The sequence below is a fragment of the Streptococcus sp. 20925_1_77 genome (assembly GCF_041432125.1).
Lineage (GTDB): Bacteria > Bacillota > Bacilli > Lactobacillales > Streptococcaceae > Streptococcus.
In genome coordinates this window covers 108276-131452 of the sequence record NZ_JAPVZB010000003.1, presented here as the reverse complement: position 1 = coordinate 131452, position 23177 = coordinate 108276, and the positions used below count along the sequence as shown (strand labels likewise).

18 protein-coding genes are annotated in these 23177 nt (G+C 41.4%); 14 read left to right on the top strand and 4 right to left on the bottom strand.

Annotated elements, in window-relative coordinates; all coding sequences use genetic code 11:
* Window positions 1–40 precede the first annotated feature (40 nt).
* Window positions 41–901 (top strand): SAM-dependent methyltransferase TehB, encoded by an 861-nt coding sequence (tehB, locus tag O3626_RS03175; protein ID WP_320909826.1) that lies wholly within the window; start codon window positions 41–43, stop codon window positions 899–901.
* A 414-nt stretch (window positions 902–1315) separates the two neighbouring features.
* On the opposite strand, the gene O3626_RS03170 is transcribed toward tehB, so the two are convergent.
* Both O3626_RS03170 and O3626_RS03165 read right to left on the bottom strand, forming a co-directional pair.
* Window positions 1316–1858, bottom strand: coding sequence for a TetR/AcrR family transcriptional regulator (locus O3626_RS03170; RefSeq protein WP_049483745.1), 543 nt, complete (start codon window positions 1856–1858; stop codon window positions 1316–1318).
* Window positions 1859–2351: 493 nt separating this feature from the next.
* Window positions 2352–3698 carry an Nramp family divalent metal transporter gene (locus O3626_RS03165; protein ID WP_003013089.1) on the bottom strand — a complete coding sequence of 449 codons (1347 nt, stop codon included), beginning with the start codon at window positions 3696–3698 and terminating at the stop codon, window positions 2352–2354.
* 168 nt (window positions 3699–3866) lie between these two features.
* Here O3626_RS03165 and O3626_RS03160 point away from each other — a divergent pair, with 168 nt between their 5' ends.
* The 4 genes from O3626_RS03160 (at window position 3867) to O3626_RS03145 (ending at window position 8874) form a co-directional block, all read left to right on the top strand.
* Complete coding sequence (locus tag O3626_RS03160; protein WP_247913951.1) at window positions 3867–4568, top strand: ABC transporter ATP-binding protein; 702 nt, start codon at window positions 3867–3869, stop codon at window positions 4566–4568.
* 13 nt (window positions 4569–4581) lie between these two features.
* The gene (locus tag O3626_RS03155) at window positions 4582–7305 is read left to right on the top strand and encodes an FtsX-like permease family protein (RefSeq protein ID WP_371495238.1); all 2724 of its coding nucleotides are present in this window, start codon (window positions 4582–4584) and stop codon (window positions 7303–7305) included.
* 165 nt (window positions 7306–7470) lie between these two features.
* Window positions 7471–8313 (top strand): metallophosphoesterase, encoded by an 843-nt coding sequence (locus O3626_RS03150; protein WP_371495236.1) that lies wholly within the window; start codon window positions 7471–7473, stop codon window positions 8311–8313.
* Between the two features lie 111 nt (window positions 8314–8424).
* Entirely contained in the window at window positions 8425–8874 is a 450-nt protein-coding gene (locus O3626_RS03145; protein ID WP_371495234.1) for an Rrf2 family transcriptional regulator, read from the top strand.
* Window positions 8875–9114: 240 nt separating this feature from the next.
* On the opposite strand, the gene O3626_RS03140 is transcribed toward O3626_RS03145, so the two are convergent.
* On the bottom strand, window positions 9115–10197 hold the full coding sequence (locus O3626_RS03140; protein ID WP_049473332.1) for a Xaa-Pro peptidase family protein: 1083 nt from the start codon (window positions 10195–10197) through the stop codon (window positions 9115–9117).
* A gap of 160 nt (window positions 10198–10357) precedes the next feature.
* Here O3626_RS03140 and ccpA point away from each other — a divergent pair, with 160 nt between their 5' ends.
* The 4 genes from ccpA (at window position 10358) to thrS (ending at window position 16123) form a co-directional block, all read left to right on the top strand.
* Window positions 10358–11362 (top strand): catabolite control protein A, encoded by a 1005-nt coding sequence (gene ccpA / locus O3626_RS03135; protein WP_061591300.1) that lies wholly within the window; start codon window positions 10358–10360, stop codon window positions 11360–11362.
* A 141-nt stretch (window positions 11363–11503) separates the two neighbouring features.
* Complete coding sequence (locus O3626_RS03130) at window positions 11504–12502, top strand: glycosyltransferase family 4 protein (RefSeq protein WP_003008161.1); 999 nt, start codon at window positions 11504–11506, stop codon at window positions 12500–12502.
* Window position 12503: 1 nt separating this feature from the next.
* The gene (locus O3626_RS03125; RefSeq protein WP_021153617.1) at window positions 12504–13826 is read left to right on the top strand and encodes a glycosyltransferase family 4 protein; all 1323 of its coding nucleotides are present in this window, start codon (window positions 12504–12506) and stop codon (window positions 13824–13826) included.
* Between the two features lie 353 nt (window positions 13827–14179).
* On the top strand, window positions 14180–16123 hold the full coding sequence (gene thrS, locus O3626_RS03120; protein ID WP_270299391.1) for a threonine--tRNA ligase: 1944 nt from the start codon (window positions 14180–14182) through the stop codon (window positions 16121–16123).
* Between the two features lie 211 nt (window positions 16124–16334).
* Here thrS and O3626_RS03115 read toward each other — a convergent pair whose 3' ends face one another.
* Window positions 16335–17384 (bottom strand): DUF389 domain-containing protein, encoded by a 1050-nt coding sequence (locus tag O3626_RS03115; protein WP_371495231.1) that lies wholly within the window; start codon window positions 17382–17384, stop codon window positions 16335–16337.
* A gap of 760 nt (window positions 17385–18144) precedes the next feature.
* Between O3626_RS03115 and yycF the strand changes: the two genes are divergently transcribed.
* The 5 genes from yycF to O3626_RS03090 all read left to right on the top strand — a co-directional run bounded on the left by yycF (window position 18145) and on the right by O3626_RS03090 (window position 23158).
* Window positions 18145–18846 carry a response regulator YycF gene (gene yycF / locus O3626_RS03110; protein ID WP_118396652.1) on the top strand — a complete coding sequence of 234 codons (702 nt, stop codon included), beginning with the start codon at window positions 18145–18147 and terminating at the stop codon, window positions 18844–18846.
* The gene (gene vicK / locus O3626_RS03105) at window positions 18839–20191 is read left to right on the top strand and encodes a cell wall metabolism sensor histidine kinase VicK (protein ID WP_118227948.1); all 1353 of its coding nucleotides are present in this window, start codon (window positions 18839–18841) and stop codon (window positions 20189–20191) included. Before yycF ends, vicK begins: the two co-directional genes overlap by 8 nt.
* Window positions 20192–20198: 7 nt before the next feature.
* Window positions 20199–21008, top strand: coding sequence for an MBL fold metallo-hydrolase (locus tag O3626_RS03100; RefSeq protein WP_023918725.1), 810 nt, complete (start codon window positions 20199–20201; stop codon window positions 21006–21008).
* A 605-nt stretch (window positions 21009–21613) separates the two neighbouring features.
* A complete protein-coding gene (locus tag O3626_RS03095; RefSeq protein ID WP_371495229.1) occupies window positions 21614–22618 on the top strand; it encodes a hypothetical protein in 1005 nt (334 codons plus the stop codon).
* Window positions 22619–23158, top strand: coding sequence for a hypothetical protein (locus O3626_RS03090; protein ID WP_371495227.1), 540 nt, complete (start codon window positions 22619–22621; stop codon window positions 23156–23158).
* Window positions 23159–23177 lie beyond the last annotated feature (19 nt).

Sequence of the window (23177 nt, the reverse complement as noted above, 5' to 3'; positions counted from 1 at the left end):
TCTGTATGATAAGGGTAGTGAAAGAAAAAGGAGAAGCAGCATGACACAAAAATTGATCGCCTACAAACGCATGCCTATCTGGACTAAGGATAGCATGCCAGAAGCTCTTCAAAGAAAGCACAATACCAAGGTAGGAACCTGGGGGAAGATTACAGTTTTAAAAGGTCAGTTACGATTTATTGAATTGACCGAAGAGGGGGAAGAAATCGCGAGCCACCTATTTGAAGCAGGAGCAGAGAACCCCATGGCTGAGCCCCAGGCCTGGCACCGTGTCGAAGCGGCGACTGATGATGTGGAGTGGTACTTGGAATTTTACTGTGAGCCAAAAGATTATTTCCCCAAAAAATACAACACCAATCCTGTCCATTCAGAAGTGCTAGAAGCAGTGGGAATTGTCCCAGCTGGAAAGGCACTGGATTTAGGATGCGGGCAAGGCCGCAACGCCCTCTTTTTGGCCCAACATGGCTTTGACGTGACAGCAGTGGATCAAAATGAGCTGGCACTTGAGATCTTACAAAGTATTGTCGCTGAGGAAGATCTAGAGATGCCAGTGGGACTCTATGATATCAATGCTGCAGCTCTTACCCAAAACTATGACTTCATCGTATCGACTGTGGTCCTCATGTTTTTAGAGGCTGATCGGATTCCAGCGATTATCCGCAATATGCAAGAGCATACCAATCCAGGGGGCTACAATCTCATTGTCTGTGCCATGGATACGGAAGATTATCCTTGCCATATGCCCTTCTCGTTTACCTTTAAAGAAGGAGAATTGGCGGAGTATTACAAGGATTGGGAATTGGTCAAGTACAATGAAAATCCAGGCCATCTCCATCGTCGAGATGAGAATGGCCATCGGATTCAACTTCGATTTGCAACCATGTTGGCAAAGAAAAAATAAAGAAAAAGCAGGATGTTAAGATCCTGCCTTCATATTGAAGACAAAGTCATATAAAAAACTTTCCTTAGGTGAGTACGGACGTCAGCGAACTTCTTCGAAGTTCCAAGACTTAGTTTTGAGCCTAGGGTCTCAAAACTCCCGAGTGCCTGAAACGTTATTGTTTCAGGCACTTTTCTCACAGCGGAAAGTTTCGATATTTTCTTGAATCGATTTAAAAATTGGAACTCATTTTTATTTTTTTTGCAAAATCGCTTAACTTATTTTACTTTAAAGTAATTTGTCTACATTCTAAAAGCAGGATCCTAGCATCCTGCTTTTTGCTTTCTACAAACAAGTTGAACAAGGTGATCTGAATGTTGTTCATTTGCCAAAAAGAAAAACCTTCTCCATAAAGCTAGGAAAAGGTTGGGGGATTTAGTTCCAGCTAGCAAAGTCGCAGACGCTAAGAATGATCGTCCCGATTTCGATTGGCTCTTCCTTGGCACCGGATTCTAACCAGGTCACAATCACAGATTCGATGGTAGCGATGAAAATTTCTAGACCATACTTGTATGGAACTTGAAAGTCTGAAATGATGTGTTCTTTCGCATGGGGAGTATCGTCTAGTGCATGGAGGGTAAAACTTCTTACTAGTTTACGGAAGTCTGAGCAGCAGGATTGGGACAATGCATAAATAAAATCATAATTCTCTTTAATAGCAGTCAAGACATTGAGAAAGTTCACCTTGACAGGGCTTCCTTCAACGAAGAGGCTATCCAATTCTTGCATCATGTCCATTTTCATTTGCTCAAACATGTCGTATTTATCGACATAGTGCAAGTAGAAGGTCCCGCGGTTAATCCCAGCGGTTTCAGTTAATTGTCGAATAGTGATGCTTTCAAAAGGTTGTTGCAAGAGGAGTTTTGAGAGCGCATTTCGTAAGTCTGACTTGGTTGTTGTTTGTCTTTGGCGTACCATATGTTCCTTTCTGTAGTTGTATCAATCTGTTTCTATTTATTTGACGTTAAAATAATTTATATGTTAAATAATTTTACGACACTAACAAAGAGCATTATACTCCAAAAGAATAAATTAGACAACAATTCTAATTTTTGTACAGATAACGTAAAGTGTACAAAAATTTTACAAGTTTATGAATGACGGGCACTGACAAGATTTTGTGAAAATCTCACAACAATTAGTGATTTAAAATAATTCCCTCCTAAAAAAATGGTCAGGAAATTTTTAGGAAATGGAGGAGCAAGATGGAAAAGGGAGTGTAATAAACCAAAAGAGGCTGGGACACAAGTCCTAGCCTCTCAATTATTTTTGGATTGTCGAGTAAGACGCAGTGGTTGAGTGGGCTCTACTACACTGATTTCATCAGCTTTTACAGCCCTACTCAACTGTGCGGAGGTGGGACGACGAAATCGAATTCTAACGAATTACCGATTTCTGTCCCACTCTCTCTTTATTTGATAAAAGTTGTCACGATCAAATTGAAATTTAAGATAGTTAAGACAATCGCAACGAGATAGCCTAAGAAAGTATTCCATTTCGCATTAACATGTTCTCCCATGATTTCCTTGTTGGAGGTGAAATAAACCAGAGGGAAGATGGAGAATGGAAGAGCCGCTGATAGGAAGACTTGAGAGTAGACTAGAAGGTCGTCGAGGACATGTTCCTGATCTCCAAATAAGATCGCAACGATGATGACAGGAAGAAGGGCAATGATCCGAGTCATGAGACGAACGACCCATTGTGGCAGGCGGAATCTCAAGAAACCTTCCATAACGATTTGACCGGTTAGGGTCCCAGTAATGGTTGAATTTTGACCACTGGCTAACAAAGCGATGGCAAAGAGGGTGGACAAGAAGGGACTAGCGATAGCACCGGCAATATGATTATCTTTGAGGGCATTATACATGCTAGAGAAAGCACCGATCTTATCTCCGTGACCAAAGAAGAGGGCTGCTCCAAGAATCAAGAGGAGGGAGTTGACGACGAAGGCCAAACTCAATTCAATATTTGAATCCCAGGTCATAAAGCGCACTGCCCGTTTGATATCTGCTGGATCTTTGTAGTCCACCTTTCGCGTTTGCGAAATGGAAGAGTGGAGATAGAGGTTGTGGGGCATTACGGTTGCCCCGATGATTCCAAGCGCCAAGGTCAAGGCCTCATTTCCTTTTGGAAGTCCAATTCCTAGCACCTCTTTTTGAGGCAGGAAGCCAGCAAAGATTCCTCCGATATCTGGTTTCGATAGGAATACCAGATAGCCAAAAATTGCAAGGATCGTGAGGATCAAGGTTGAAACAATGGCCTCGATCTTTCGAAATCCTAGATGCATGAGCCCCAGTAATAGGAAGACATCAAAGATAGTAATCAGAATGGAAAAGAGCAAGGGCCAGCCAAAAAGAAGGTGGAGGGCAATCCCTGATCCGATGACTTCTGCTAAATCTGTCGCCATCAGGGCAAGCTCGATCACAATCCAAAGGGTATAGCGAAGCCATTTTGGCAAGTGATGGGCGGTTGTTTGGGCCAGGTCCTTACGATGGACAATCCCTAATTTCCCAGCCATTTGTTGCAACTGCATGGCGATCAAAGACGAGAGAAGAACCACTGATAAGAGGAGGTAGCGGTATTGTGCCCCTCCGACCACACTGGTAATCCAGTTTCCCGGATCCATATAGCCGACAGCTACCAGACTTCCTGGTCCTGAAAAGAGTAGAAGAGTCTTCCAAAAGGGGATGCCTTTTGGCACGTCAATAGACTGGTTGATTTCTTGAAGTGATTTCCTTTCAAACTGTTGTAAACTCACGATGAGCCTTCTTTCTAAGAATAAATCAATTTGTCTCCATTATAGCATAAAATTTATGATAGTTCATGATAATGAGGAAGAATCACTATTGGTGATGCCTCGATTTCTTTGTAATCTATTCGAAAAGGACTATAATATAGATAGGAAATAGGAGGGAGGAGAGAGAAAATGGCCTACATCGAAATGCAGCACTGTTACAAGCGATACACTAGTGGAGAAACGGAGATTCTCGCTAATCAGGATGTTTCTTTTGAGATTGAAAAAGGCGAATTGGTCATTATTTTAGGGGCGTCAGGAGCTGGAAAATCAACGGTTCTCAATATCTTAGGAGGGATGGACACGAATGACGAAGGGCAGGTCCTGATTGATGGGGTGGATATTTCTAAGCTCAATTCCCATCAACGAACGGATTATCGACGAGATGACGTTGGCTTTGTCTTTCAATTTTATAATTTAGTAGCCAATCTGACAGCCAAGGAAAATGTCGAATTGGCTTCAGAAATCGTCTCTGATGCCTTGGATCCGGAAGCCGTTTTAAGAGAAGTAGGACTTGGCAATCGTCTTGATAATTTTCCTGCCCAATTGTCAGGTGGAGAGCAACAACGGGTGGCGATTGCTCGGGCAGTGGCGAAAAACCCTAAAATTCTCCTTTGCGATGAGCCTACAGGAGCCTTAGACTACCAGACAGGTAAGCAAGTGTTGGGGATTTTACAGGATATGTCTCGAAAAAAAGGAGCGACGGTCATCATCGTAACCCATAATGCTGCTTTAGCCCCGATTGCAGACCGTGTGATTCGCATGCATGATGCCAAGGTCAAGTCGGTAGAAATCAATGAGCTTCCTCAAGATATTGCTACACTAGAGTATTAGAAGAGGTGCTAGCATGAAACGAAAAGTCTATTGGAAGGATCTATTTGGTTCTTTTACACATTCAAAAGGACGTTTTCTCTCCATCTTAACTTTGATGTTGTTGGGAAGCTTGGCCTTGGTTGGCTTAAAGGTGACCACCCCAAATATGCACCGAACAGCTAATCAGTTTATTCAACAACAAAAGATGCTGGATCTTGCCGTCATGGGGGACTTGGGATTAGACCAGGCAGATCAAGAAGAGCTTTTAGGACTCAAAGGGGCGCGTGTCGAATTTGGTTCACTGCTGGATCTGACGGTGAAAGGAACAGGAAAGGCAATTCGACTTTTTTCTCCCCCAAAGAGTCTCTCTTCTTTTCATGTGACCAAGGGGCGTCTGCCCCAAAAAGAAGGGGAACTGGCCCTAGCGAGTTTTTGGGAGGATCGTTATCGATTAGGGGATACCCTCACACTTGAAGAAAAGGTGGGAACTCGCTCTAGTTTAAAGCGAAAGCAATTCACCATTGTTGGCTTTGTTCAATCCTCTGAGATATGGTCTCAAAAGAATTTAGGCACTGCCATGAGTGGCAGTGGGAATCTAGATGCCTATGCTCTGGTTTCAAAAGAAGTCTTCACTAGCAAACTCCCTGTGATGGCGCGTATCCAGTTTGATGATCTGGGATCTTTTGATTCTTTTTCGCAGGCCTACCAAAAACGGCTAGAAGAACACCAAGAAGAGTTAGAAAAACTTCTGAAAGACAATGGAAAGGCTCGCTATCAAAGACTCAAGAAGGAGGCGGATGGGCAGATCCAAAAAGGCCAGAAAGAACTCAGTCGTGCCAAGGAAACACTCCAGTCAGCCAAGAATCAGATCGATCAGGCTCAAAAGCAATTAGACTTGCAGGAGACGCAACTCAGTAAACTAGCTCCATTTCTGCCAGCTAAAGAGCGAGTAGCCAGTCAAGAAAAAATCCATCAAGCTAAAGAACAACTGGATCAGAAAAAGAAGAACTGGACCGAAGGTGAAACGGAGCTTGCAAAAAAAGAGGAGGAGCTAAAAAAAGCTCAAACCGAGCGAGATCAGCTGGAAATTCCAACTTATCATGTCTATGACCGCAAGACCATGCCAGGCGGACAAGGTTACCTGATGTATAGCAATGCTAGTAGCAGTATCTCTGCTGTCGGAAATATTTTTCCGGTCGTTCTTTATCTGGTAGCAGCCATGGTGACCTTCACCACGATGACGCGCTTTGTCGATGAAGAGCGGACCAATGCAGGCGTTTTTAAGGCGTTGGGCTATCGAACCAAGGACATCATTCTCAAATTTGTCCTCTATGGATTCTTTGCTGGTACGATTGGAACCCTTCTAGGAAGCTTGTTGGGGCATTATTTCCTATCGGGAATCATCTCCAACATTATTACGCAAGGGATGGTTATAGGAGAGAGCAGAGAGTATTTTTATGGAGATATGACTCTGATTGCGCTCGGACTGTCTTTCGTTGCGAGTGTGCTTCCGGCTTACTGGGTTTCGCGTAAGGAATTAAAAGAAGAAGCCAATCTTTTATTACTGCCCAAACCACCGGTATCTGGTTCGAAGATTTTCCTGGAGCGTCTCCAGTTTATTTGGAAGCGTCTGAGTTTCACCCACAAGGTCACTGCTCGTAATCTCTTTCGTTACAAACAACGGATGCTGATGACCATATTTGGAGTGGCAGGTTCTGTTGCTCTTCTCTTCGCAGGGCTAGGGATTCAATCTTCTGTAGGAGGGGTTCCCAAACGCCAATTTCAAGAGATCCTATCATATGAGTTGATTGTAGCTGAAAAAACGAATGCATCAAGCCAAGAAAGCAAGGAACTAACCAATCGTCTGGGAAAATCAGATATCAAAGATTATCGACCGATCTATAGTAAGGTCATCGAAGCATCTTTAAAGGGTGGACGCGACAAGCAGACCATTACGATGATGGTAACGGATCGTACAGATTTTTCTCCCTTTGTCAGCTTGCGTTCTCTCAAGCAGGAAGAGTCCTTGTCTCTCAAGAAAGGGGTCATCATCAGTAGTAAGCTAGCACAACTAGCCCAGGTTACAGTTGGCAATCGACTGACCTTAGATGGTCACACTTTTAAGGTGGCGGGAATCACTGAAAATTATGTCGGCCATTTTGTCTATATGGATCAGGCAAGTTACCAAAAAATCTACGGAAAGCGGACTTCAGCAAATAGCTATTTGGTGCAGTTGAAAAATCCTTCTACACGACAAGTGCAGGCTGTTAGTCGGGATATGATGGCACTTGTAGCTGTGAAGGCGGTTAGTCAGAATGCTTCGATGATTTCCCTCTTTAACTCAGTTGCCAAATCTTTGGACACCACTATGATGATTCTAGTAGTCGTATCGATCTTGCTAGCCATCGTGATCTTGTATAATTTAACCAATATCAATGTGGCAGAGCGGATCCGGGAATTATCGACCATTAAGGTCTTAGGATTCCATAATAAGGAAGTGACGCTCTATATTTACCGCGAAACCATCTTATTGTCTATCATAGGGATCCTTTTGGGATTAGTTGGTGGTTATTATCTTCATCAATTCCTCATTGCTATGATTGCACCAGATGCCATTCTCTTTTACCCTAAAGTGGGACTTGGCGTTTTCCTCTTCCCTGTCGGAGGAATGATCCTTCTCTTGATCCTGTTAGGAATTTATGTTGACCATTATCTTCGAAAAGTAGACATGCTCGAAGCCCTCAAATCAGTAGACTAAGATACAAAGCCGTTAAGCAACTCTTTGGAAAAAGATAAATCCAACGACGAAGCGTCCGCTTCTAGCCTGAGTTTTCATTTCTAGTAGCATGGAATGTTCATAAAACTTTCACCTTTGGGTGGAAGTTTTTCTTCTCTTTGTTATAATGGAGAGAAGGAGAAGATCATGACTAAAATTGCTTTACTTTCAGATATTCATGGAAATACGACAGCATTGGAAGCTGTCCTAGAGGATAGTCGAAAAGCCAAGGTGGATGAATATTGGCTCTTGGGAGATAGTTTGATGCCGGGGACAGGGAGACGGGTCCTCTTGGAGCTGTTAGAGGAGCTACCGATTACGGTCAAAGTCCTTGGAAACTGGGAAGATAGTCTTTGGCGGGCTATGAGGGGGATGTTGGATGAGACCAGACCCAGTCATCGCTACCTCATGCGCCAGTGTCAATATATTCTTGAAGAAATCACGCCCCAGGAAATTGAAGCTATGCAGGAAATGCCCATGCAGGTCCATAGAGAAATCGCCGGTTTAAAGATCGGCATTACCCACCACTTACCCGATAAGAATTGGGGTCGGGAATTGATCCACATTGGTGAGCAGAAGGATTTTGATCGCTTGGTGACAAACCCGTCTTGTGATATTGCAGTCTACGGACACATTCACCAGCAGTTTTTTCGCTACGGGACAGGAGGAGAACTGATCATCAATCCTGGGTCGATCGGTCAACCTTTCTTTTTGGAAAAGAATCTTCGCAAGGATCTTCGGGCCATGTATGCTATTCTTGAATTTGATCAAACGGGGCTAAAAGATATCGATTTTAAACGGGTGGATTATGATGTGCAAAAAGAACTCCAACTTGCTAAAGACCTCCATCTTCCTTATTATCAAGTGTATTATGAAAGTTTGGTCAATGGCATTCATCATACCCACAATCATGAGCTACTTCATGAGATTGAGCAGAGAGAAGGTCATGATCGAGAAATCGATGCTTGGTTAGAGGACTTTTTCCAATAGTGTAACTGTTGACATTACAACAAAAACTAGTATAATAAGGGTAGTAAGAGTCATCTGTTGACAATCGTCCAATGGATGCCACTTTCAGAACAGGCAGAAAGGAGTAAAAACATGCAAATTTCGAGTCGCTTTACCATTGGGACTCATGTCTTGATCATGATTGCTCTACAAGGAGAAAAAACAAAAGTAACCAGTGATTTTTTGGCAGGAAGTGTTGGTGTGAATCCTGTTATTATTCGAAAGACCTTGTCTCAGTTGAAAAAAGCTGGATTGATCCATGTAGCGCGTGGGACAGGAGGAGCTGAACTCGCTAAAGCAGCCGATGAGATCAGTCTGCTGGATATCTATCAAGCTGTCGAATGCTTAGGTTCGACAGGCCAATTATTTGGTTTCCATGAAAAACCCAATCCAAATTGCCCAATAGGTCACAATATCCATAATGTTTTAGATGGAAAGCTTGAGGACATTCAGACTGCTATGGAAAAAGAAATGTCCCAAACCACTTTAAAAGACGTCGTAGAAGATACGCAGAAAAGAATGAAACTCGAATCGGTTTCATAAGAAAAATGAGAGTGGGACAGAAATCGGTAATTCGTTAGAATTCGATTTCGTCGTCCCACCTCCGCACAGTTGAGTAGGGCTGTAAAAGCTGATGAAATCAGCGTAGTAGGGCCCACTCAACTACTGCGCCTTGCTCGACAATCCAAAGATAATTAAGAGGCTAGGACTTTTGTCCCAGCCTCATTTTTTATAGTTATTAACGAAACAAGATGTTTGTTATATATTGAAACGACTAAAGGATTAGTCAAAGTAAAGTAAGTCTTTGCTGGTTTCTGTGAAGAGTCCAAATCCGTCTTTTGTTACGTACCCACAATCTTCGATACGGACACCGACTTTACCTGGAATATAGATTCCTGGTTCGACTGAGAAGCACATGCCTTCTTCAAGTACCATGTCATTTCCTTCCATAATAGAAGGGAATTCATGCACGTCCATTCCGATCCCGTGTCCGAGGCGGTGGTTGAAGTACTCACCATAACCAGCTTTTTCAATGACGCTCCGTGCAGCACGGTCTACGTCATGTGCTGTTACACCTGGTTTGATCATGTCAATGGCTGCTTGTTGAGCTTCTAAAGTCAAGTGGTAGATTTCTTTTTTGAAATCATCAGGTTTTCCAACTGCAACAGTACGAGTCATATCTGACGCATAACCATTCACCATACAGCCAAGGTCAAAGAGCAAGAGAGCATTGTTTTCGACTTTATTGCTTCCAGGAATTCCGTGTGGGTTAGCTGCATTATTCCCCGTCAAGACCATAGTTTCAAAGCTCATTTCATAGCCCAAGCGTTTGATGCCAAAGTCGATTTCTGCCACGATATCGGTTTCTGTTTTATCCAGTGAGATGGCGTCAAAACCCATATTGACAGCCTTATCTGCGTATTGACCGGCAACCAACATCTTTTGGATCTCATCAGCAGATTTGATCAAGCGCATGCGGTTAATCCGTGGTGTTAAGTTAGTAAATTCCGCTTTTTCAAAGACAGTGCGCAAACCATTGTACTTGGTCAGAATCAAGTTATCATATTCAAGTGCAACAGTTTTGGCATCTGGTTTAGCGATAGCCCCTTTAATCTTTTCCCAAGGGTTTTCAGAATCCACATAGCCAACCACTTGGAAATCGACAACTGCAGTTGCCCGTTCCACTTCAAGTGCAGGAACGAAGAGAAGGGGTTCGTGGTCTGTGTAAACGAACAAGAAGAGCTGACGTTCGTGGGGATCACTGTAAAATCCAGTCAGGTAATTGATGGTGACAGGATCGGATACAACAGCGACATCTGTTTTTTCAGTTTCAAGAAAATCGACGATTTGATCTAATTTAGACATAATGCTACCTTCTTTCTATGGATCTATTTTGTCAAATTTTCCCTAAAAAAGCAAGAGTTTACAAAATTTTACCAAAATACTTGAAAGTGTTTACAATCCATGATAAAATAGGATTAATTAGAGAATGAAAACGAAATTTTCAACAATGAAAGGAAATCTTATGAATACAGACGATACAGTAACGATTTATGATGTCGCCCGTGAAGCAGGGGTTTCAATGGCAACCGTTAGTCGTGTAGTGAATGGAAATAAGAACGTTAAAGAAAATACACGTAAAAAAGTTTTGGAAGTGATCGAACGCTTGGATTACCGTCCAAATGCTGTTGCGCGTGGTCTTGCCAGCAAGAAAACCACAACGGTCGGTGTTGTGATTCCAAACATTACCAACAGCTATTTCTCTACCTTGGCTAAAGGGATTGATGACATTGCGGAAATGTACAAGTACAACATCGTCCTTGCAAATAGCGATGAAGACGATGACAAAGAAGTTTCAGTAGTAAACAACCTCTTTTCAAAACAAGTGGATGGAATCATTTTCATGGGCTATCACTTGACAGAAAAGATTCGCTCAGAGTTTTCACGCTCTCGGACGCCAGTCGTCCTTGCTGGGACAGTCGATGTAGAACACCAATTACCAAGTGTCAATATCGACTACAAGCAAGCGACTGTTGATGCTGTTGCACAATTGGCAAAACACAATAAGAAGATTGCTTTTGTAAGTGGCCCATTGGTGGATGATATCAATGGAAAAATCCGTTTGGCTGGCTATAAAGAAGCTTTGAAAACGAAAAAATTGAGCTACAGCGAAGGACTTGTCTTTGAATCGAAATACCGTTATGATGAAGGTTACAACTTGGCAGAACGCATCATTGCGTCAAAAGCAACAGCTGCTTTTGTGACAGGTGATGAATTGGCTGCAGGTCTCTTGAATGGCTTGTCTGATCACGGTATCAAAGTACCAGAAGACTTTGAAATCATTACTAGTGATGATTCACAAGTAACACGTTACACGCGTCCAAATCTATCAACGATTGGCCAACCCTTGTATGACCTTGGTGCGATTAGTATGCGTATGTTGACCAAGATCATGCACAAAGAAGAGTTGGAAGAACGCGAAGTACTGTTGTCTCATACGATCAACCAACGTGGAACGACCAAAAAATAAGGATTAGTAGACTAGAGTCTCGACTTGGGAAGACGTGTCTACTAGTCTGAGAGGTTAGAACAGAACTGTTCTAGCCTCTTTTTTATACTGCAAACAGGTAGAGACTTGCTGGGCACTCTTTATTTCGGTATAATAGAAGGTATGAAAGTTTTACTGTATTTAGAAGGAAAATCCGTATTACAAAAATCAGGAATTGGTCGAGCCTTGCAGCATCAAATGCATGCGCTTGATTTGGCTGGGATTCCGTATACGACAGATATTTTAGGAGATTATGATGTGGTGCATATCAATACCTATGGCCCACGGAGTTTCCTTTTGCTCCATGCAGCAAAGCGTCGTGGAAAGAAAGTCATCATGCATGGCCATTCAACCCGTGAGGATTTTGAAAATTCCTTTATCGGGTCTAACTTTTTTGCGCCCTTGTTTGGTAAGTATTTGGCTCACATGTACCAAAAGGCAGACTATGTGATCACGCCATCTGAGTATTCCAAACACCTGATTCAGTCTTATGGGGTGACCACACCGATTATCGCGGTTTCCAATGGGATTGATTTGGAAAAATACAAGAAGGATCCGAAAAAAGAAGAAGTCTTTCGCAAGCATTTTAATATCCAAGAAGGCCAAAAGGTTGTCATCTGTGCAGGGCTTTATTTTAAACGCAAAGGGATTGAAGATTTCGTAGAAGTGGCCCGTCGCATGCCGGATGTTCGCTTTATTTGGCTAGGTTCTATCAACAAATGGATCATTCCGCGTAAGATTCGTCGTATCGTGGAAAAGGATCATCCTAGTAATGTGGAATTCCCTGGCTACTTCAAGGGAGCAGTCTTCCAAGGGGCCATGACGGGTTCAGATGCTTTCTTCTTCCCATCTTATGAAGAAACAGAAGGAATCGTTGTTTTGGAAGCCTTGGCCAGTCATCAGCACACGGTCTTGCGGGATATTCCCGTATATAATGGCTGGATTGACGAGACGTCATCTGAATTGTGCCATAATGTAGACGAATTTGTGGATTCCTTGAACAAGGTCTTGAACGGACAAGTAGACAAGCGGGAGGCAGGCTACAAGGTCGCTGAAAGTCGTTCGATTGACTTAGTGGCTTATCAATTGGTCGAAGCCTATCAAACAGTTTTGGAGATGTAAGATGCGTGTAGGGTTATTTACAGATACCTATTTCCCGCAAGTTTCGGGAGTGGCGACCAGTATTCGGACGCTCAAAACAGAATTAGAAAAATTGGGTCACACGGTCTTTATCTTTACGACAACGGATAAAGATGTCAACCGCTATGAAGATTGGCAGATCATTCGGATTCCAAGTGTGCCTTTCTTCGCCTTTAAGGACCGCCGCGTTGCTTATCGTGGATTCTCAAAGGCGCTTGCCATTGCCAAGCAATACCAGCTGGATATTATCCATACCCAGACTGAGTTTTCACTGGGCCTTTTGGGAGTGTGGATTGGACGCGAGTTGAGGATTCCTGTTATTCATACCTACCATACTCAGTATGAGGACTATGTCCGCTATATTGCAAGAGGTATGGTCATTCGCCCAAGTATGGTCAAATACATTGTGAGAAGTTATATGAATGATCTAGATGGAGTGATCTGTCCTAGTGAGATCGTTTATGACTTGCTCCAAAAGTACAAGGTCAAGGCAGAAAAACGCATTATTCCGACAGGGATTGATTTGGCCAAGTTTGACCGACCGGAAATCACTCCGACAGAGACAGCAGCTCTTCGTGAAAAATATGAAGTCGCAGAAGATGAAACGCTTTTATTGAGTCTGTCGCGGGTTTCTTATGAAAAGAATATTCAGGCTGTTATTGCGGCCCTTCCTGATGTCCTCAAGGTCAATCCAAAAGTTAAGTTGATCGTGGCTGGAGATGGTCCTTATTTGGATGATTTGAAAAAACAAGCGGCGAAACTGGGGATTTCAGATGCGGTTGTCTTTACAGGGATGATCCCACCAAATGAGACAGCTCTTTACTATAAGGCGGCTGACTTCTTTATTTCAGCTTCAACGAGTGAGACGCAAGGGTTGACTTATTTAGAGAGTATTGCGAGTGGTACCCCGATCATCGCTCATGGCAATCCTTATCTCGATCATGTGATTGATGACCCTATGTTTGGAAAGCTCTTTTATGAAGAGAGTGATCTGGCACAAGCGATTCTTGAAGCAATTGAGGAGATGCCACCAATCGATGAGACCAAGTGGGCAGAAAAGATTGATGATATTTCTGCAGCAACCTTTGGCCGTCGGGTCTACGAATTTTACTTGGATAAAATCATCTCTAAAGACTTTTCAAATGATTTGAATCCTGAGCAAAGTCGGGTTAAGCGGATGTCTAAGACCATTGTGAAAATCCCGACCAAGGTGATTGCTCTTCCGGTCAATGGATCTGTGAAGATGATGAAGGCTTCGGTCAAACAAGTGAAGAAAATCCGTAAAATCACGCATTTCTTTGATTGAAAATGAAACTTTTTCTTGCAAAATTTTTCAATCGTGCTATAATAACTGACAGAGACATATCAAATCTAGGAAATCTGATAGAGAGCGCGTGGGGCTGGAAATCGCGTAGAGGATAGGTTTGGGACTACTCGTGATTCTTTTATGCAAACATAAAACGGTGGCTACGTTAGAGCCAATCAGAGGTGTCCCTCTTTTTTGAGGAACATAAATGAAGGTGGAACCACGTTGCGACGTCCTTTCGAGGAGGTCGCTTTTTTGATTTCTTCATGAAGACATCAAAAGGAGTGACGATTCCAATGTTCAAAGACATCTCCCACCCATTTAGCTACTAAAAACTTTATAAGGAGAAAATCATGATTAAGATTACTTTCCCAGATGGCGCTGTTCGTGAATTCGAATCTGGCGTTACTACTTTTGAAATTGCCCAATCTATCAGCAATTCTTTGGCTAAAAAAGCTCTTGCTGGTAAATTCAACGGCAAATTGATTGACACAACTCGTGCCATCACCGAAGATGGAAGCATTGAAATCGTGACACCTGATCACGAAGATGCACTTCCAATCTTGCGTCACTCAGCGGCACACTTGTTTGCCCAAGCAGCTCGTCGCCTCTTCCCAGATATTCACTTGGGTGTCGGTCCAGCGATCGAAGATGGTTTCTACTACGATACAGACAACCAAGCTGGTCAAATCTCTAACGAAGACCTTCCTCGTATCGAAGAAGAAATGAAAAAAATCGTCAAAGAAAACTTCCCATCTATTCGTGAAGAAGTGACTAAAGATGAAGCGCGTGAAATCTTCAAAAATGATCCATACAAATTAGAATTGATCGAAGAACACTCAGAAGACGAAGGTGGGTTGACCATCTACCGTCAAGGTGAATACGTTGACCTTTGCCGTGGACCACACGTCCCATCAACTGGTCGCATCCAAATCTTCCACCTTCTGAACGTTGCTGGTGCTTACTGGCGTGGGAATAGCGACAATGCGATGATGCAACGTATCTACGGTACAGCATGGTTTGACAAGAAAGACTTGAAGAACTACCTTCAAATGCGTGAAGAAGCTAAGGAACGTGACCACCGTAAACTTGGTAAAGAGCTTGACCTCTTCATGATTTCTCAAGAAGTTGGTCAAGGTCTTCCATTCTGGTTGCCAAATGGTGCGACCATCCGTCGTGAGTTGGAACGCTATATCGTTGATAAAGAAGTAGCAGCAGGCTACCAACACGTCTACACTCCACCAATTGCTTCTGTAGAACTGTATAAGACTTCAGGTCACTGGGATCACTACCGTGAAGACATGTTCCCACCAATGGATATGGGGGATGGAGAAGAGTTTGTTCTTCGTCCAATGAACTGTCCTCACCACATCGAAGTTTACAAACACCATGTGCACTCTTACCGCGAATTGCCAATCCGTATCGCTGAAATCGGTATGATGCACCGTTATGAAAAATCTGGTGCCCTTACAGGTCTTCAACGTGTGCGTGAAATGTCTCTGAATGATGGTCATACCTTTGTGGCTCCAGAACAAATCGAGGAAGAATTCAAGAAGATCCTTCAATTGATCATCGATGTGTATGAAGACTTTAACTTGACAGATTATCGTTTCCGCTTGTCTTACCGTGATCCTGAAGACAAACACAAATACTTTGATAACGATGAAATGTGGGAAAATGCTCAACGCATGTTGAAAGCAGCCGTTGATGATATGGGTGTTGAGTACTATGAAGCTGAAGGGGAAGCAGCCTTCTACGGACCAAAATTGGATATCCAAGTGAAAACAGCTCTTGGTAAAGAAGAAACTCTTTCAACTATCCAATTGGACTTCTTGCTTCCAGAACGCTTTGATCTTCATTACATTGGAGCAGACGGGGAAGAACACCGTCCAGTCATGATCCACCGTGGGGTTATCTCAACCATGGAACGTTTTACTGCGATCTTGATTGAAAACTACAAGGGAGCTTTCCCAACCTGGCTTGCTCCTCACCAAGTAACCCTTATCCCAGTATCGAACGAAAAACACGTGGACTATGCTTGGGAAGTGGCTAAGAAACTTCGTGACCGTGGTGTTCGTGCAGATGTGGATGAACGCAATGAAAAAATGCAGTTCAAGATCCGTGCTTCACAAACTCAAAAAATTCCTTACCAATTGATTGTTGGTGACAAGGAAATGGAAGACAAGGCTGTAAACGTACGTCGTTATGGTCAAAAAGAAACAGAAACCATGTCAGTGGATGCATTTGTAGAATTGATTCTTGCAGATATTGCAAATAAATCTCGTGTTGAGAAATAAAACGATCACAGTCTGATAAATATTTTTTAGTAAGAAAAAGCAACAACTATTTCAGTTGTTGCTTTTTCTATTTTGTTTAACCTGAGCTAGTAGTGATCGGTCAAATCGCCACAAATAGTATCCTCATCAACAATCCTTTCTATCCATGAACTTTTGGATATAGGATATCCTCCCAAGATTTGCTTCCATGAGTTAGATAAGTTGACTATCCTCAATCCTTGTCTGCTTCATTTTCTTTTACGAGATCGTTTTGTGAATCTTTTTCAGAGAGTTTTTGATCGATATACTTGTCAATGTTTTCGTAAAATTCCTTGGTCGTCTCACTATCTAATTTTGTCGAATTATGGACTTGATTGACTTTCAATTGAACAGATTGAATACCGTAAGAGTCTTGTTTTTGGCGAATGGTTTCTAATTCTTCTTCTGAAATCGGATCTCCAACTACTGTCAAGACCAATTCATTGCTACTTGACTTGTAGACTTGATTAATGATCGTATGATTAGAGAACTCTTTGCCTACAAACTGTTTAATCCCTTCTTTTCGTGCTTGATCCATCGTCAGAGTGACTGCTGAATAGCTGGCTGGAAGAACCAATAATACAATCAAAGATATCAGCCCAATTCTCATTTTAATGTTTAGCTCTTTAAATGAACTTAAAGGAGATTTTCTCATTAAAATTCTTGTTCCAACAATATTGGTTAGCATGATAAAGACACAGTTAATCAAGAAAAGATAGAGAGCCCCGAATAAAAATCGCACATTTCCATTAGCTAAACCATAGCCTGCAGTACAGATAGGTGGCATCAGAGCTGTTGCAATGGCTACGCCAGGCACGATATTGTTTGCTTCTTTTTTCCTTGAACCAATGACACCTGCTATCCCACCAGCAATAGCAATGAGAACATCCCAAATGGTTGGAGAGGTTCGTGCAATCAACTCGCTACTTGCATAAGATAAGGGAGAAATCCAGAAATACAGAGTCGAGACAAGCAAACTGACCAATACTTGAGTAAATAAAACCTCTAGAGATTGCTTGATTAAACGCGTATCAAAAATAGCTAAACCGAATCCTAGTCCCACAATCGGTGTCATAAGAGGGGAAATCAGCATGGCTCCAATAATAACAGCTGTTGAATTCATGTTTAGACCTATAGAGGCAATAAAAATCGCACACATCAAAATCACGGTATCTCTTAATCGAACATGAAGATCATCATATAGTTTCTCGCGAAATTCACGTGTTGAATAGTTTCCGGACATTGGTTACTCCTTTTATTTCATATAATCTTGTTTCTGCATGGATGATGGTAGAGAGACTTCTGTCCAAACTGACATATTTTTAATTCTCACCTGTTATTTTTTTGAACATTATCTTTTAAATATCCATCAGTCCATCCTTGACATTATACCAAAAATTTTACGGTCTTTCTCTGAAGAAATCAATTGATTTAAAAGATAGTGAAGGCAGAAATTTTTGTATCCTTATCCGAAGAAGAAAAACGATATCTCCTCTGAAAGTAGATACCGTTTTAATGTTTAAACATGATGAGTATGTAGCAGCAATCCTAGCTGATATCTCCAACAAATCCCGCGTTTCAAAATAATACAAAAAGAAAAGATTGAGGATAAAATCATCTAAAAACTTTCCTTAGGTGAGTACGGACGTCAGCGAACTTCGAAGAAGTTCCATGACTTAGTTTTGAGCCTGAGGTCTCAAAACTCCCGAGTGCTATAAACAAATGTGTTTCTAGCACTTTTCTCACAGCGGAAAGTTTTCTATAGATGATTAATTAACTCTAGCAAGTAGGAATATATAACACTTTTTAAAATCGATCTAATTGATTTTATCTTATAAAAATTATTTCTTTATTTTCTAAGATTGAGATTTCATGATCTCAGTTTTTTTGCTTTGTCTTATTGGAAAGTCCAGCAATTGAGACTCCACATTTCTTCATAAGTTTGATATAATAAGAAGATAGAGATTGATAAGGAAAAGTAGCATTAGAAACAGGTATGTAAGATGAAAAAAATATTAGTAGTTGATGATGAAAAACCAATTTCAGATATTATCAAATTTAACATGGCAAAAGAAGGCTATGAGGTATTGACAGCCTTTGATGGTCGGGAAGCTTTAGAGGTCTTTGTGGCTGAAAATCCGGATATTATTATTCTAGATTTGATGTTGCCAGAGATTGATGGCTTGGAAGTAGCGCGTACGATTCGTAAGACTAGCAATGTGCCGATCATTGTCCTATCTGCTAAGGATACGGAATTTGATAAGGTCATCGGGCTTGAAATCGGGGCGGATGACTATGTAACCAAACCCTTCTCGAATCGGGAATTGCAAGCGCGTGTGAAAGCCTTGTTACGTCGTTCTGAGTTTGCGGCTGATCCTCAGCTTGAAAATGAGGCCGATACGGAAATTGTCATTGGTGATCTTCACATTCTTCCAGATGCCTTCTTGGTTCAAAAAGGCAACAAAGAATTGGACTTGACCCATCGCGAATTTGAATTGCTCTATCACCTTGCGACCCATGTCGGTCAAGTGATGACTCGTGAGCACCTTCTTGAGACGGTGTGGGGCTATGATTACTTTGGTGATGTTCGGACAGTAGACGTGACGGTTCGTCGTTTGCGTGAAAAAATCGAGGACACACCGGGACGTCCAGAATATATCTTGACCCGTCGTGGTGTTGGATATTATATGAGAAACAATGATTGATCAACTAAAACAATTTGTAATGTCGTCGAACTTTGTCTTTGTTCTGATTACAGTTGGGTTTATCATTGTGGTAGCCTTGCTTTTGCTAGAAAACCGTAGGGACAATATCAAGCTCAGACAATTAAACGCCAAAATTAAGGATCTGATTGCAGGGGACTATTCCGAAGTGGTCGACATGCAAGGAAGTCCAGAACTGACAGATATGACCAATAGCATTAATGATCTGTCGGAGGTTATTCGCCTGACGCATGAAAACTTGGAACAAGAAACCAAGCGTTTGACCAGTATCCTTTCTTACATGACAGACGGGGTGCTTGCGACCAACAGACGTGGTCAGATCATCATGGTCAATGAAATGGCAGCCAAGCAATTGAATGTTAATCCAGATGAGGTGCTTAATACCAGTATTCTGGATTTGCTTTCGCTTGGAGATGACTATGATCTGCGAAGCTTGATTACAGAAGTACCAGAGTTGACCATCGATTCCCAGGATGAAAATGGGGAATACATAAGTCTTCGTGTGCGCTTTGCCTTGATTCGTCGCGAGTCAGGTTTTATCTCTGGTCTGGTAGCTGTCTTGCACGATACGACAGAGCAGGACAAGGAAGAGCGGGAACGTCGCCTCTTTGTCTCCAATGTGAGCCATGAATTGCGGACTCCCTTGACCAGTGTGAAATCCTATCTGGAAGCCCTAGACGATGGCGCTTTGTCAGAGCCAGTAGCACCAGATTTTGTCAAGGTTTCACTCAATGAAACCAACCGCATGATGCGCATGGTCACAGATCTTTTGAGTCTTTCTCGAATCGACAATGAAACTAGTCAGTTGGAGATCGAGTTGACCAACTTTACGGCCTTTATCACCTTTATTTTGAACCGCTTTGATAAGATCAAGAGTCAATCGCAAGAAGATACCAAGAAGTATGAACTGATCCGGGAATACCCGATCACTCCGATCTGGGTGGAAATTGATACGGATAAAATGACCCAGGTGATCGACAATATATTGAACAATGCCATCAAGTACTCACCTGATGGTGGAAAGATCAAGGTAGGGATGAAAACGACAGACGCCCAGTTGATTATCTCCATCTCAGATGAGGGCTTGGGGATTCCCAAGAAAGACTTGCCGCGCATTTTTGATCGCTTTTACCGAGTGGATAAGGCGCGTAGCCGGGCCCAAGGTGGGACTGGTCTGGGCTTAGCCATTGCTAAGGAGATCGTTAAGCAACACAAAGGCTTTATTTGGGCCAAGAGTGAATATGGCAAGGGATCTACTTTTACCATTGTCTTGCCGTACGACAAAGATGCTATTAAAGACGACTGGGATACAGAAGAGGAAGAATAAGGAGTCAATGACAGAAGAGGGATTTAAGTACAGTATTTTAGCTTCAGGTTCTAGTGGGAATTCTTTCTACCTTGAGACGCCAAAGAAAAAACTGCTTATTGATGCAGGGTTATCAGGGAAAAAGATTACGGGACTATTGGCTGAAATTGATCGCAAACCAGAAGACTTAGATGCCATTTTGATTACGCACGAACACTCAGACCATATCCATGGTGTGGGTGTTTTAGCGCGAAAATATGGCATGGATCTATATGCTAATGAAGCAACTTGGAAGGCTATGGAAGGCACCAAATATCTAGGGAAAGTCGATGATGCTCAAAAGCACATCTTTGAAATGGGGAAGACCAAGACATTTGGCGATATCGATATCGAAAGTTTTGGGGTCAGTCACGATGCTGCAGCCCCTCAATTCTATCGCTTTATGAAGGATGGCAAGAGCTTCGTCATGCTGACGGATACGGGCTATGTGAGTGATCGCTTGGCAGGCATCGTCGCGGATGCGGATGGCTATCTGATTGAGTCCAATCATGATGTAGAGATCCTTCGAGCAGGTTCTTATGCTTGGCGCTTGAAGCAGCGGATCTTGTCAGACCTAGGCCACCTTTCTAACGAAGATGGTGCAGATGCCATGATCCGAACCTTGGGAAATCGCACCAAGAAGATTTATCTGGGTCATTTGTCAAAAGAGAACAATATCAAAGAATTGGCCCATATGACCATGGAGAATCAACTGGCTCGAGCAGATCTAGCTGTTGGCCATGATTTTGAGGTGCTAGATACCTCGCCAGATACCGCGACCCCTTTGACGAAGATATAAGATGGAAAACCACCTAAGGGGAATTTCAGACTGAAGACAAAGTCAACTTGAAAACTTTCCTTAGGTGAGTACGGACGTCAGCGAACTTCTATGAAGTTCCATGACTAATTATTGAGCCCAAGGTCTCAATAATTCCGAGTGCCTGAAACTATAACGTTTCAGGCACTTTTCTCACAGCAGAAAGTTTTGGTATTTTCTTGATTTAATCTAAAACTCGGAACTCATTTTTCATTTCTTTGCAGAATTGATTAACTTATTTCACTTTTAAATAGTTTGTCTACATTATAGAACCAGCTGCGACTGGTTTTTTGCATGCTTATTCGAGGATTTCTATATCTAGTGATGAATTTGCTCTTTACCCTAAAATTGTGTATGATAGGAGTACTTTAGCTTTCTTAATAATTGGGCGGGGAATTTGGAATTATGAAACTATATATCGGTTATTTGGATTTAAAATGGATTTATTTTGACGAAGAAAACGAAGTATTTCAATATGAAGAACCAAAAATTGCTTCCAATTGAAAAATGATAATTCTAATGGCCCCAAATTCTATAATTACTTAGATGAAAAGTATGATAACTACTAAAATAAGAAGGTGCGAGGAATGAAAAAAATTTTTAAGAGTAAATTAATTTATTTTGGACTATTTACAATTATCTTTCTAGCTATATTATTTGTTAAACATTCATTTGATAAAAATAAATTATTTCAATATAAGTATTGGATTGCTGATACAGAAATCACAGATTATGAATTTCTTGAAAATGGAGATGCAATCAGTGTTTCATGGGCTGCGAAAAAGAAAGTGGTAGATGAATTAAGAATTCTAGGAGATAAAGTTAAGACAGGCGGTCCGGGGCATGCTGTAGGACAAAAGTTTATTATTTCTCAAGGTGCGAAATTGAATTCCGAACCGTCAAGAGATATAACGCATAATAACTTTCCTTATTTGAATCGAAATATACCTAAGGATGGGGAATATTGGCATATTAACGTTTATGATACCTCAAATTCTAAATTAATAAAGAAAGAATTGGATGTATTTAAAATAACTCGAGAATTTAACAAAAATTATTTTCCGCTGTTTATATCTAACTCTCAGAAAATAATCGTTGATGGAGAAAATGAGTATATAACTTTAATAGTTGGTAAAATTGGAGATAAATCTTTTCAGGAACAAAAATTAATTAATTTGAAAACAGGTAAAATAATAGATAATCGAAATGATAAAATTAAAACTCACTCTCTAAGTGTTGGTGTTGAATGGCTTGAATCTTTTTCTAAGTTATTTAAAACTAATGGGTTTGATGTTGAAGATAATAAATTCCATTTTTGGAACGTAGGAAATAACTGGCTCCTAGATACAAAGTATCCAAAAACAAGAAAACTATTATTGAATAATATAGATAACAATTTTATTTATGTTCTCAATCCTAAAAATAGATTAGAAACAACTCTTAATGTTGTTAAATTGGCATTTCCATCTGGCACAAATATTTTTAAAGATATCAGGATACCGGCAGAAAACTCTACAGATAGCAAAGAACATGTTGTTCAAAGTGAAGAGGAGTTTTTACAGTACTACCAACCAAATTCGGAGGAGAAATAAATGTCAACTAAAATGCTACTGTTTTGGCTCTCAACAATAGTTATATTTTTAGCATTAGTTTTTTTGAGTGGTACTTATTTTTATCTTTATTTCCGTGATAAAAAGATGGTTCGGCTTGCTACATCATCCATCAAAGGAACCGTTGTGGGCTATAATCGATTTCGAGGGGGAAATCCTCCGATTGTTGAATATGAGGTAAATGGCGTGGCTTATAAAAAATCTTTTCGTTATTTTCTGGTAAAAACGATCTCTACTCCATGGGAACCTAGAAATGTGCCAAACATCTATACTAGAGAAGATATGTTAGCCAATTCGATTACCTTTTATCGAAATTCATTTGTTTCTTTCAATACAGCCCTTCAGACCCAATTTCCACTTTGCTCTTCAATGACGGTTTGGTATGATCCTGAAAAACCAAGTAGAGCTTATGTGGAGCGTTATTGTGGTGTGAATCGCTATTATAAATGGGCAGGAATCCTTTATGGAATCTTGCTTCTTCTAGTCTATGCTGTGGTGTTAGTTGCTTTTTTTAAAAATTGAGAAAAGGAATAGCAAAAGA